9 protein-coding genes are annotated in these 13,020 nt (G+C 60.9%); 2 read left to right on the top strand and 7 right to left on the bottom strand.

Annotation, left to right across the window (positions count from 1 at the left end):
- Positions 1–4: 4 nt before the first annotated feature.
- Together nagA and nagB are read right to left on the bottom strand one after the other, a co-directional pair.
- Positions 5–1,150: an N-acetylglucosamine-6-phosphate deacetylase gene (gene nagA / locus M2367_RS07350; RefSeq protein ID WP_042039726.1), complete on the bottom strand. Its 1,146-nt coding sequence runs from the start codon at positions 1,148–1,150 to the stop codon at positions 5–7.
- A gap of 10 nt (positions 1,151–1,160) precedes the next feature.
- The gene (gene nagB, locus M2367_RS07345; protein ID WP_042039725.1) at positions 1,161–1,961 is read right to left on the bottom strand and encodes a glucosamine-6-phosphate deaminase; all 801 of its coding nucleotides are present in this window, start codon (positions 1,959–1,961) and stop codon (positions 1,161–1,163) included.
- A gap of 292 nt (positions 1,962–2,253) precedes the next feature.
- Here nagB and nagE point away from each other — a divergent pair, with 292 nt between their 5' ends.
- Entirely contained in the window at positions 2,254–3,708 is a 1,455-nt protein-coding gene (gene nagE / locus M2367_RS07340) for an N-acetylglucosamine-specific PTS transporter subunit IIBC (protein ID WP_042039724.1), read from the top strand.
- 141 nt (positions 3,709–3,849) lie between these two features.
- Positions 3,850–6,513 (top strand): beta-N-acetylhexosaminidase, encoded by a 2,664-nt coding sequence (locus M2367_RS07335; RefSeq protein WP_259236293.1) that lies wholly within the window; start codon positions 3,850–3,852, stop codon positions 6,511–6,513.
- Positions 6,514–6,763: 250 nt separating this feature from the next.
- On the opposite strand, the gene M2367_RS07330 is transcribed toward M2367_RS07335, so the two are convergent.
- From M2367_RS07330 to M2367_RS07310, 5 genes are read right to left on the bottom strand one after another with little or no spacing between them, the layout of a single operon-like run.
- Entirely contained in the window at positions 6,764–7,330 is a 567-nt protein-coding gene (locus tag M2367_RS07330) for an NTP transferase domain-containing protein (RefSeq protein WP_042039722.1), read from the bottom strand.
- Positions 7,320–8,303 (bottom strand): XdhC family protein, encoded by a 984-nt coding sequence (locus M2367_RS07325; RefSeq protein WP_259236292.1) that lies wholly within the window; start codon positions 8,301–8,303, stop codon positions 7,320–7,322. Before M2367_RS07325 ends, M2367_RS07330 begins: the two co-directional genes overlap by 11 nt.
- A complete protein-coding gene (locus tag M2367_RS07320; RefSeq protein ID WP_259236291.1) occupies positions 8,296–9,510 on the bottom strand; it encodes a cytochrome c in 1,215 nt (404 codons plus the stop codon). Before M2367_RS07320 ends, M2367_RS07325 begins: the two co-directional genes overlap by 8 nt.
- Entirely contained in the window at positions 9,507–10,037 is a 531-nt protein-coding gene (locus M2367_RS07315; RefSeq protein WP_042039715.1) for a (2Fe-2S)-binding protein, read from the bottom strand. Before M2367_RS07315 ends, M2367_RS07320 begins: the two co-directional genes overlap by 4 nt.
- The gene (locus tag M2367_RS07310; protein WP_259236290.1) at positions 10,034–12,865 is read right to left on the bottom strand and encodes a xanthine dehydrogenase family protein molybdopterin-binding subunit; all 2,832 of its coding nucleotides are present in this window, start codon (positions 12,863–12,865) and stop codon (positions 10,034–10,036) included. The genes M2367_RS07315 and M2367_RS07310 overlap by 4 nt, the downstream gene beginning before the upstream one ends.
- Positions 12,866–13,020 lie beyond the last annotated feature (155 nt).

The following is a 13,020-nucleotide window of genomic DNA, read 5'->3' as shown; positions in this document are numbered from 1 at the left end:
GATGTCACTGTTGTGTGTAGTGTCCGTTAACCACGGTCCCGAGGACCTTGAAGGCCTGATCGAAGACGGTGAGGTTGGCTATCTTGCCGACCTGGATACTACCGAGACGTGAGTCCCATCCAATGGCGCGTGCAGGGTATAGGGTGGCCATTCTCAGCGCTTCGGCGAGGGGTAACCCCACCTGTTTGACCAGATTTTCCACCCCTTCAATCATGGTGAGGGCAGAGCCGCCGAGTGTACCATTCTCATCGACGCACTGACCATCACGGAAATAGACGGTGGCGCCACAAAAATCAAATTTCTCAAAGCCTTCCGGCGCACCGGCCGGGGCGGTTGCATCGGTGACCAGCACCAGTCGCTCCCCCAGCACCTTGTGGGCGAGACGCACGTTGGCCCAGTGCACATGATGGCCATCGACGATGACACCCGTGTAGACATCATCCCTGTCGTAGATGGCACCGACTACACCTGGCTCGCGGCCGTTCACGGTCGGGGTCATGGCGTTATAGAGGTGAGTGGCAAAGCGCATGCCGCTCTCAAAACCGGCCATGGCCTGTTCGTAACTGGCCGCGGTGTGACCCGCTGAGACCAGAATGCCGGCCTCGACCAGGCGACGAATGTGCTCAGGGCTGTTGCGCTCCGGGGCCAGGGTAATCTTGGCGATGGCATCCGCGTTGGCGCAGAAGAAGTCGATCATCTCGTCCGCGGGCTGGCGGATCTGATCCGCCGGGTGTATGCCCTTGCGCTTGAGGTTGGTATAGGGCCCTTCCAGATGGACGCCCAGCACCTCATTGGCGCGCGCCTGCATGTAACTGCGGGTGACCGCGACCGCCTGTTTCATGTCCGCATCCGGACTGGTGATCAGGGTCGGCAGGTAGCTGGTGGTGCCGGATTTGAGGTTGGCCGCCTGCATGGTGGCCAGGGTCTCGGCGGTGATATCGGTGTTGAACATGACACCGCCGCAGCCATTGAGCTGCAAGTCGATAAAGCCGGCGCTCAGGTTGGCGCCGTCCAGATCGTGGCGAGCCACGTCCGCAGGCAGCGCCGCCAGGGGCTTGATGGCGACTATCTGGTTGCCATCGATGATCACCCCATGGCCGGTCAGCACTTCGCTGCCGGTGTAGAGGGTGCAGTTGGTCAATGCGTACATGGCGTTACCCTCACAGACGACCGATGTTGTCCGCTTCCAGCTGCTGGAAATAGCGGACAGTCTTGACTTTCAACTCCATGGTGGAGGGCTCGTCGCACACCATCATGCCCTTGGGATGCAGTTGCAGGGTGGAGATGGTCCACATGTGGTTGACGCAACCTTCGACGGCCGCTTGCAGGGCCAGGGCCTTGCCGTGACCTATCACCAGGATCAGGATCTCCTCGGCATCCATCAGGGTACCCACGCCCACGGTCAGGGCCAGTTTGGGCACCTGCTCCATGTCGCCACCGAAGAAGCGGGAGTTGGCGATGCGGGTATCTTCGGTCAGGGTCTTGACCCGGGTGCGGGACGCCAGAGAAGAAGCCGGTTCGTTGAAGGCGATGTGACCATCGTTGCCGACCCCCCCCATGAACAGATGAATGCGGCCGTAGGACTTGATTTTGTCTTCGTAGCGTTTGCACTCGGCCACCAGATCCGCGGCATTGCCATTGAGGATGTTGATGTTTTCCGGGCGAATGTTGACGTGACTGAAGAAGTTGTTGTGCATGAAGCTGTGGTAGGACTCGGGATGCTCCTCGGCCAGGCCAACGTACTCGTCCATGTTGAAGGTCACCACGTGCTCGAAGCTGACCTCACCCGCTTTATGCAACTCAATCAGGCGCTTGTAGGTATTGAGCGGCGTGCCGCCCGTGGGCAGACCCAACACGAAGGGGCGCTCGGCGGTCGGCTGGAAAGCGTTGATGCGATCGACAATGTAACGGGCAGACCACAGACCGACTTGGCTGGCTGACTTGAGTGGGATCAGACGCATTTCGAGTACCTCTAGTTTGTTGTCACCGGCATGGGCACGATGGTAAGACGTAATGGCAAATCTTAGTTGTTTCATAGCGTAAATAAAGATTGGAAACTAAGCCACATCTATCCGCTAACTTTATGTCGTTTGGGTGATAATGATCACGATTATGGCTTTATTAATTTGCGAAGCGAAATAAAAGACCTAGACTGCCAATCAAGCCTTGATGGCTTATGCGTTGAACGTAATAAGCACTTAATTTATAGAAAAACATTAACTCATAGAAAAACACTTACTAAGGAGAGGAGCCGTGAACATTCTCGGTTATTTACAGAAGATCGGCCGTGCCCTGATGGTGCCGGTAGCGGTATTGCCTGCCGCAGCGATCCTGATGGGCATAGGTTACTGGATTGACCCGAATGGTTGGGGTGGCGGCAGCCCTCTGGCCGCGTTCCTGATCAAGGCCGGTGCCGCCATCATCGACAGCATGCCGATCCTGTTCGCGGTCGGTGTCGCTTACGGTATGTCCAAGGATAAAGATGGTTCCGCCGCCCTGGCCGGCCTGGTCGGTTTCCTGGTGGTCACCACCTTGCTGAGCCCGGGCGCCGTTGCCCAGCTGCAAGGTATCCCGCTCGAGCAGGTTCCTGCTGCCTTTGGCAAGATCAGCAACCAGTTCATCGGTATCCTGACCGGTGTCATCGCGGCTGAGCTGTACAACCGCTTCAGCAGCGTCGAGCTGCACAAGGCGCTGGCCTTCTTCTCCGGCCGTCGCCTGGTTCCCATCATCACCTCCGTGGTCATGATGGCGGTCTCCTTCGTGCTGATGGCTGTCTGGCCTGTCATCTACGGTGGTCTGGTTCACTTCGGCGAGTCCATCGTCGGCATGGGCTCTACCGGTGCCGGTATCTACGCCTTCTTCAACCGTCTGCTGATCCCGATCGGTCTGCACCACGCCCTGAACTCCGTATTCTGGTTCGACGTGGCTGGCATCAACGACATCCCGAACTTCCTGGGCGGTCAGAGCTCCATCGATGCCGGTAAAGCGGTCGCCGGTGTGACTGGTATGTACCAGGCTGGCTTCTTCCCCATCATGATGTTCGGTCTGCCGGGCGCCGCCTTGGCCATCTACCACACCGCCAAGAAAGAGAACAAAGAGAAGGTCGCCTCCATCATGATCGCAGCCGCCTTCGCTGCCTTCTTCACCGGTGTGACCGAGCCCCTCGAATTCTCCTTCATGTTCGTGGCCCCCGTGCTCTACGTGATCCACGCCGTACTGACCGGTATCTCCGTGTTCATCGCGGCCAGCATGCACTGGATTGCCGGTTTCGGTTTCAGTGCCGGTCTGGTGGACATGGTGCTCTCCAGCCGTAACCCGCTGGCCGTCAACTGGTACATGTTGCTGCTGCAAGGTCTGGTGTTCTTCGGCATCTACTACAGCGTGTTCCGTCTGGTCATCGTCAAGCTGAACCTGAAGACCCCGGGCCGTGAAGACGACGAAGCCATCCCGGCCAGAGCCGAGATAACTGATCGTACCGAGCTGGCCAAGCAGTATCTGGAAGTGCTGGGTGGTCATGACAACCTGGTCACTATCGATGCCTGCATCACCCGTCTGCGTCTGACCCTGAAAGACCGCAGCATCGTCGATGAGCGTCAGCTCAAGGCCCTCGGCGCCGCCGGTGTGGTCAAGCTGGGTGAACAGAACCTGCAAGTGATTCTGGGCCCCTTGGCCGAGATCATTGCCGGTGAGATGAAGTCCCTGCGTTAAGTGTTACCCGGACGGGCGCCTCCTCCTGCCCGTCCGCTCAAGCCTAAGTCCATTGTTGACATAAATAGGGCCCCACCTATGGGGCCCACCATAAAAAAAGCCAAGCAATTCCAATCTTTACTTCAACCAAGAGCAGCAGTTATGACACTCAAGATCTCTCTCTTAGCCCTCGCTATGTCTGGCGTTTTTGCCGCGCCTGCCATGGCCGCCGATGCCGCCAACCAGGCCCTGGTCGATTCCCTCGCAAGCAACCTCGTCGTCAAGTACGAAGTCGTCACCAATGATGGTGCCGGAGCCGGTCTGGATTGCCAGGCGCTAGGTTCTGAATGGGCCAGCTGTGGCGTGGCCAAACTGCACCTGACCAATCAGGGCGCAGACGTTAATTCCAAGGATTGGGAGATCTACGTCTCCTCCATCCGTCGCATTCAACGGGTCGACAACGATCAGTTTGCCATCGAGCATCTGACCGGCGACCTCTATCGCCTGACCCCCACCGACAAGTTCCAGGGTTTTGCCAAGGATGTCACTGTCGAAGTGCCTTTGGTGGTGGAGTATTGGGTACTGTTCGAATCTGACATCATGCCGAGCTGGTATGTCTCCGCCGAGGGTGCCGAACCCAAGGTGATCGCCAGCATGAGCAACATCGATGATGCCACCAGCTATGAGAAGCCGATGCCGGCCGATGGCTGGAAGCGCACCAAGGATGACAACAACGTTCTGATGAATGCGCAGACCCGTTATGAGGCCAACCGCACCAGCACGCTGCTCTCTGCACAGCAGATCGATAACCAGATACTGCCGACCCCGGCAAAGCAGCTCATCAAGGTGGGCCCGCAGGTGGATCTCTCCAGCATCAAGCTCGATGCCCTTGACCTGCCGACCGATCGCGCTGATGCCATCAAGGCGTCACTGACCAAGCTGGGTGTTACCCTCTCCGACACCGGCTATCCAGTGACCATCAAGCTCGGCAGCAAGGTCAAACAGGCCGAAGGCTATCAGCTCGACATCGGCAAGGATGGCGCCATCATCCGTGGTCACGATGTCAATGGCGCCTTCTGGGGGGCCCAGTCCCTCATCGCCCTGATAGGGGTCGATGACAAGCGGGTCAGCCAGATGAGCGTCGAGGATGCACCGCGCTTCGAATACCGCGGCATGCAGACCGACGTGGCCCGCCACTTCAGAAGTCCGCAGACCCTGCACAAGCTGATCGACCAGATGTCGGCCACCAAGCTCAACGTGCTGCATCTGGGATTGACCAACGATGAGGGCTGGCGCCTCGAGATCCCCGGTCTGCCTGAGCTGACCGAGGTCGGTGCCGAGCGTTGCCACGACTTGTCCGAAACCCAGTGTCTGCTGCCGCAGCTGGGCTCGGGTCCGGCTGCGGACAACCAGGGTTCCGGCTTCTACAGCAAGGCGGATTACATCGAGCTGGTGCGCTACGCCAAGGCGCGCGGCGTGACCGTGGTGCCGGAGATCAACATGCCGGCCCATGCCCGTGCGGCGGTGGTTTCCATGGAGGCGCGTTACCAGCGGCTGATGGCCGAGGGTAAAGAAACCGAAGCGAACCAGTATCGCCTGACCGATCCGGCCGATAGCTCCAACATCACCTCGGTGCAGTTCTACGACAAGATGTCCTTCATCAACCCCTGCCAGCCAGGTGCCGCCACCTTCGTGGCCAAGGTGATGGATGAAGTGGCCCAGATGCACCAGGCCGCCGGCCAGCCGCTGACCGCCTGGCACTATGGCGGTGACGAGGCGAAAAACATCATGCTGGGCGGGGGCTATCAGGATCCGGCCACCACCAAGCCCGCCGATCTGGTGGCCTGGAAGGGCAATACCGACTGGAGCAAGCAGGACAAGCCGTTTGGCAAGTCCCCCCTGTGCCAGAAGATGATCGCCGACGGCAAGATTGCCGATGTGCAGGAGCTGCCTGTCTATTTCGCCAAGGAAGTGAGCGAGATGGTCAAGGGCCACGGCTTCTCTACCCTGCAGGCGTGGGAAGATGGTCTGAAGTACGCGAACAGCGCCAAGGATTTCGCCACCGACAAGACCCGGGTCAACTTCTGGGAAACCCTTTACTGGGGCGGCTTCAACGAGGCGATGAAGTGGGCGCACAAGGGCTATGAGGTGGTGCTCTCCAACCCGGACTACCTCTACTTCGACTTCCCGAACGAGGTGCATCCGGCCGAGCGCGGCTACTACTGGGCGACCCGCTTCAATGACACCCGCAAGGTGTTCGCCTTCGCCCCGGAAAACTTGCCGCAGAACGCCGAGACCTCGGTCGACCGGGATGGCAATGCCTTCGTCGCCAAGGGCGATCAGGATGCGGTCAAGTTCAAGGGCATGTCCGGCCAGCTGTGGAGCGAAACGGTCCGCACCGATGCCCAGTATGAGTACATGGTCTATCCGCGTATCTTCTCGGTGGCCGAGCGTGCTTGGCACAAAGGTGGTTTCGAGCTGCCCTACGTGAAGGGCCGCGAGTTCTCCGGTGAGACCCAGTTCGTCAACAAGGCGACCCTGGCCAAGGAGTGGAACCGCTTTGCCAACCTGCTGGGCCAGCGCCAGTTGCCGAAACTGGATCTCCAGGGCGTCGAATATCGTCTCTCTGTGCCGGGCGCCAAGGTGGTGAACGGCAAGCTGGAAGCGAACGTGGATCTGCCGGGTCTGCCCATCCAGTACAGCCTGGATGGCAAGCACTGGAACGCCTATGACGCGGCGGCCAAGCCGACCGTGACAGGCAAGGTATACCTGCGTACCACCAGTTTCGATGGCAAGCGCACTGGCCGCGTCACCGAACTGAACTGATGGTTGCTGACCGTTGACACCGGGTGGGTCGCAAGACCCACCTTTCCCAAGGCCGATCTGCCATCGGCTTTGGGAAAGGTTGACTGTGCGTGTGAACCTTTGTTGTGTGTGAGTCTGTTTTGATTTTTCATCTTGAAACCCCGCCTGGTGCGGGGTCTTTTTTTATCTGTCGTGCAGGGGGGCGCCGGACGGAGTCTGGCGGGGATGGAGTGAAAGGTGCGGGAAAATGTTGCCCCAGAGGATTGGCCGGTCAGAGCGGGTCGTCTGGCCAGTCGATATCCTGCACGCAGCCGGGATCGTTGAGTGTCAGACAGATCAGCCGGTCGATGTGTCGATCCAGCACCTGCTTGGCGCCTCGATCGCCAGAGAGGCGGGCCAGTTCGGCCAGCAGATCGGCGGGGAAGCTGACGGGGTGGCCCTGCTCCCCCAGGTAAACGGGGCGAACCAGCGAGCAGCCATCCTGGGCGACCTGCAAGGCCTGGAGGCTAGCGGGGGAGAGGTGTGGCATGTCGGCCAGTACCACCAGCAGGCTGTGGATGGGCCCATCTTGGCTGAGCAGGGTACGGACACCATGGGCCAGGCTGTCCCCCAGGCCGCCGTCGATCGGTACCTGGGTCAACGCTGCCCCGGAGTCCGCCAGCAGGCGGCGCAGCACCTCGTCTTCGCGGCGCAGCACCACCAGTACGCGATCATGGCTGGGGAGCAGGGTCGCCAGGGTGCGCAGGATCAGCGGAGGCGAACCCGCCAGACGCTTGTCACTGCCGTAGCGACGGGAGAAACCGGCGGCCAGCAGCAGGGCGACCCGTTCAGGTTGCATCTTGCCTGAGCCTCAGGCGAATGCCATGACGGACGGCGATCACCTCGGCCAGGGTGGCAATGGCGATTTCGATCGGGGACTTGCTGCCGATGGGCAGTCCGATGGGGGCATGGATCCGCGCCAGCTGCGCCTGGCTGCTATCCCCTATCCGTTGCAATCGCTCCAGTCGGCGCTCGCTGGTGCGTACCGAGCCCATGGCGCCCAGGTAGAAGGCGTCGGATTCGAGCCCCGCCATCAACCCGGCGTCATCGATGCGGGGGTCGTGGGCCAGGGCGAGCACGGCGCTCTGGGCTGTGGCGTGACGCTCGACGAAACGTTCGGGATCGCACCACTGCACCGCTATGCCCCCCTGCTCGGGTCCCCAGTGCCAGTCGGATCGGTAAGCTTCGCGGGTATCGCAGAGCAAGACCTCGAAGCCGGCGGCCTGTCCGAGCCTGGCCACCTGTTCGCTCACCTGGCTGATCCCCAGCAGCAGCAGGCGCCAGCGCTGGGCATAGGCGAGGCGGACGACCCCTGGCGCGTCCCCGCAAAGGCGTTCGCCGCTCAGGTAGATCCTCTCCCTTTGCGCAATGCGAACCTCTCGCACGAAGGAGGTGGCGCCTTGCAGCAAGGCCAGCCACCTATTCAAGTCTTGGGTGGCCTCATTCCCTGGCATCAGGTGTTCGACCAGTAGCTGGATGCTGCCCCCGCAGGGCAGTTCGAACTGGCTGCCATCCGGGGTCAGGTGGGAGCCATAGTCGAGCAGGCTCAGGGGGGCGTCATGCTCCCCTCTGGCCAGCTTCTCGACGAAGGCATCCTCGATGCAGCCACCGGAGATGGAACCGCTGCGGTGGATGCCATCGGTGGCAAACAGTGCCCCCCTGGGACGAGGGGCCGAGCCATAGGTGGCCACTATGCTGCACAGCCAGACGCTTTTGCCCTGGGCCAGCCACGTCAAGCTCTGGCGCAGTACTTCGACGTGATGGTCACTCATGATGCTCGGCCAGCTCCTGCTTAAGCGTCCTGACCTCGTCGGCACTCACTTTGACGGATTGACTAGACCAGGTCTGGCGCAGGAAGTTGGTCAGATCCGCCAGATCCTGATCACTCATCTCATTGATGTACCCGGGCATGGGGGCAAAGCGCTCGGTCTGGCTGTAGCGCTGGGCCGGGATCCCATGGAGCAGTATGGCCAGGGTATTGACTGGACTCGGCTGATCCAGGGTTCCATTGCTGGAGAGGGCCGGAGTCACGTTCGGCTTGCCCTGACCGTCTTGGCCATGACAGCCGGTGCAGTAGTTGCGATAGAGGGCATAACCGGGATGCCGGGTATCCAGGGTAGCCGGTTTGGGCTCAGGGGATGAGAGGGGCGTGTCGCTGTCGAGCAGGTAGCTGGTCACCGCATGCATGTCTTCCTCTGTTAGATAGGCAAAGCTCTTCTCCACCACCGGATACATGCCTGCGAAGACGCCCCCTTTGATCGAGTAGCCTTTTTGCAGCAGCTTGCTCAGGGAGTCCTGGGTCCAGCCTTGACGCCTGAGCTCGGTGGCGGTGATGTTGGGGGCCATCACCCCTTCGATCCTGGCCCCTTGCAGATAGTGGGATGAATCCATTGCCATGAAGAAGTTGCGTGGCGTATGGCACTCGCCGCAATGCCCCAGGCCATCTACCAGATAGCGACCCCTATTCCAATTGGCGCTTTTTGTTGCGTCGGGTGCGAAGGCGGTGTCGTCATGAGCCACCAGATTCCAGCCCAATAGCCCGGTGCGCACATTGAAGGGGAAGCCGACCTCGTTGTCACGGTTCGGGGTGGCGGCTGGCTTGGTCTGCATGAAGTAGGCATAGAGCGCCTTCATGTCTGCATCCGTGACCAGATGATAGGAGGTGTAAGGCATGGCGGGGTAGAGACGCCCTGTTGGCGCCTTGCCGTTGTGCATCACCTCATAGAAGTCTTGATAGCTGTAGTTGCCGATACCCTGTTTCTTGTCAGCGCTGATGTTGGTGGAGTAGATGACGCCAAAAGGGGTTTTAAAGGCCAGGCCACCCGCGTAGGTCTGACCGCTTTCGGTCGTGTGGCAGGCGGCACAGTCGCCGACCTTGGCCAGATAACGCCCTTGCTCAACCAAGGGATCCTGGGCCTTGGCGCCGGTAACGACCCCGATGCCTAGCAGCAGTGCTAATGCCAGTCTGGAGAGGTTCATAATTTGACCACTCCCTCTTTGATGAGCATGGCCTTGACCCCCTCGTAGTATTTCTTGTAGCCGGTGCAGCGACAGACGTGATCGTTCAGTGCCGCCGAGATAGTCTGCTCCAGATCGGCCACCCCCACCGGCTGTTTGCGCAGCCGTTCCAGCAGCACAGTGGTCTCGTTGACGAAACCCGAGGTGCACCAGCCGCACTGGAAGGAGAAGTGATCCAGGAAGGTTTGCTGCACCGGACTCAGTGCGATGATCTTGCCCATGCTGTTGCGCATTGCATGTCCTTCCACGGTGCGAACTCGCTTGCCGTTGAAGCGGCCCACCCCGTTGATACAGGTGCGCACGCTCTCGCTGCTGCCATCCTCCTTGTCGACGACTATGGTGCAGGCATGACAGACGCCGACGCCGCAGCCGAATTTGGTGCCGGTCAGGTTCACATACTCGTGCAGGAAGTCGATCATCATGGTGTTGTCATCCACCTCGAGCGGGCCGACGAGACGGTCATTGATGGTCATGGTTACTGTGGTCATTGGATGGCCTTCTGAATGTCGGTTGCTGTGACGGGAAGATGGTAAAAGCGGGTGCCGGTCGCCTGATAGATGGCTTCGACCAGGGCGGCGACCACGGGGATCATCACCACTTCGCCTATGCCCTTGGTGGCATCGGTCGGCGAGAGGGGCTCCAGCAGGGTGTGGGTCAGGTTCCAGACTGGCAGCTGATCTGCGCTGGGCACGCGATAGCGGTTCAGGTTCCAGGTGCCGTTGCCCGGCCCGTCCTGCCCGGCGGGCAGGTACTCATACAGTGCATGACCGACCCCCATGGCCAGGCCGCCCTGGATCTGGCCTTCCACCAGTTCGGGGACGATGACCCGACCGGCGTCCAGCCAGCTGTGGGCGGACAGGATATGTACCTTGCCCGAGCCTTTTTCCAGCGCTATCTCCACCAGGGTGGCGCAGGGGGCGTAGTAGGTCACCATGGCGTTGTTCAGGCTGGTGCTGGGGTAGTGGGCCTGGGTGCGATCGAGCAGCTGGTAGCCGTTGGCGTCGGCCTGCGCCCGCTTCTCGCTGCTGGCCCCGTCGCCGTAGCGCAGCGCCAGCGCATCGATGGGCAGACGTTGGCTCTGTCCCTCTATGGTGAAGTCGCACTCGGCCCAGGCCCAGCGGTTGAAACTGTGCACCATGGCGCCGGTAATCAGACCATTTGCGTGAGCGTGGGCCGCCAGCAGGGCGAGCGGCAGCGGCGGCATGCCACGGGTGGTCAGCCCCGCAGCTGTCCAGCTCGCCTCGCTGGCGGGGCCCAGATCCAGGTTCGCCTGGCCGACAAAGTACTGCTTGCGCCAGATGGCGGTTGCTGCCGGCCAGAGCGTCTGCTCGAACAGGATGCGGGCCGCGGTGACGGTGGCGTGGCTCTGGAAATAGGAGGAGATGGAGGCCGATGAGGCCTGTGGAATGGCCAGGGTCCAGCGCGGGTTCTTCTGCATCTCGTCCTGGCGTTCCTGGGAGATGGTGTAGGGGTTGTCGGTCTCTTCCAGCTTGAAGCTCTCCCAGAGCGCGATTTCGGCGAGCGCTATGGTGTCGGCCGGTTGGCCGAAGTAGCGACTGACGATCTCGGCCTGGGAGGTCTGGATCCCGGTCCCCATCTCCATGCCACTGATCTTGAGCAGGATCTCTCCCTTGCTGGTCAGCTCGACACAGGCGGAGGGGGCCACGGCGCCGGTGCCATAGTCCTTGGTGGTGATGCTGAAACCCGTGCCGTGCAGGCGATCCGGATGCTGGGCCTCATAAGCCTGCTTTCTGGCCAGGCGCTGGGCCCAGGTCTCGTGCTGTTCGGCCATCGCCAGGATCTCGGGGTAACGGTTGTTGCCCTCGGGAATGGCCCCCTGGGTATTGGGCTGACCGGGCTTGATCAGGTTGCGGCGCCGCAACTCCAGCGGATCCATGTTCAGCAGTGCGGCGGCCTCGTTGACCATCATCTCCATGGCCGCCATGGACTGCAAGGATCCATAGCCTCGCATGGAGCCGCAGTCCGGGTTCTCGGAGGGCAGGGCGACCGCGGTGATGTCATTCTTGGGCAGGTAGTAGACCCCCTGGATGGCGCTGGCACCTACGCTGGTCACCGAACCGGTGAAGTTCAGTCGGCCGCCGCCGTCCACTGTCATGGCGCTGATCAGTGCACGGAACTGGCCGCTCTGTTTGTCGAGCACCAGCTTGTTGTGCATGTTGAACGGATGACGCTTGAGGCCGCCCTGGAACTGCTCGAAACGATCGTTGGCCAGGCGCACCGGGCCGTCGGCATAGAGGGTGGCGAGCAGGCCGTAGAAGGGGAATATGGTGTGATCCTTGGCCCCGAAACCACCGCCGATGAAGGGGGAGTGCACCACCAGCTTGTCGACCTTGCCGGCCAGCGGCCCCTTGGCCAGCATCTCGGCGGCTTCGTAGTAGAAGTCGTGGGGGGACTGGGTGCTCACCACCAGGTGCATGGTGCGCGCCTTGGCGTCGAACCAGCCGTTGAAGTTTTCCGGTTCCATCATCATGGGCTCGATGAACTGGGTCTGATAGGTGCGATCCAGTACCAGGGCGTCCTCGGCCTCCAGCTCCTTGTGGACCAGCTCGGCCTGATGCATCCCCTGCTCACCCGCATTGCCATCGGCTCTGGCCGTCGGCCATACCGGTTGGTGGCTGGCGATAGCCGGGAAGAAGAGTCCATTCTGCAAGGCACTGTACTGATCGGCCATGCCGAGCTTGCCCTCGATCCGGATGATGCGCCAGCAGGCCCAGGGATCGCGGGAGGCGGCGACCAGTGGCGTCACCTCGCCGTAGCGCACCACCTTGTTGTTGAATTGCAGAGTGTGTTTGGCTCTGTTGAAGGTGGCGAAATCCGGGAAGAACAGCATGGCGGCCGCATGGCCCAGGTAGTCCGGGGTAGTGCCCTCGCTCACCATCATGTTGATGCCGTAGAAGGCGGGCAGCTCGATGCCATCGCGCAGCAGATCGGCGGCGGTGATCACCCGGCTGGGCTGGGCATTGGCGGGCAGCATGGAGAGATCCAGCCCCAGATAGAGGCGATCCGCCTTGTCGACCCGGATCAGCAGCGCATGTTGCTGCTGGGGCGGCCAGCCAGCCAGATCCTGGGCGCGATAGTCCCGGCTGTAGATCTTCTGGCCGGTGACCTTGGCCAGGCCATCGCTGCGGAACTTGACCTTGCCCCCCTGCTTCCATTGGCTGAGCAAGGCGGGATCGAAGACCTCGTCTTCCATGCCGGACAGGGAGAGGTTGGCGAGGAGGGGGGCGCTGTAGACGGCGATGCCGGCTATGACGCACTGCTTGATGAAATCACGTCTTGATACGGAGTAGGACATGGCTCAGCTACCTGTTTGAGGATGAGGCGAGTGGCTCGGGGGAAAGGGTGGGGACAGGTGTTGTCGACCATCTTCCCTGATGTCGCAGCAAAATGACAAAGTTGTAAATAGGATACTAGGATGATGCCGTTTGGAAAATGCCTGGTTTCTGTTGG

It is taken from the genome of Aeromonas sp. BIGb0445 (genome assembly GCF_024809075.1).
In the GTDB taxonomy this organism is placed as follows: domain Bacteria; phylum Pseudomonadota; class Gammaproteobacteria; order Enterobacterales; family Aeromonadaceae; genus Aeromonas; species Aeromonas rivuli.
Note: the sequence above shows the minus strand (reverse complement) of the source record. Positions and strands in the feature narration are given on the sequence as shown.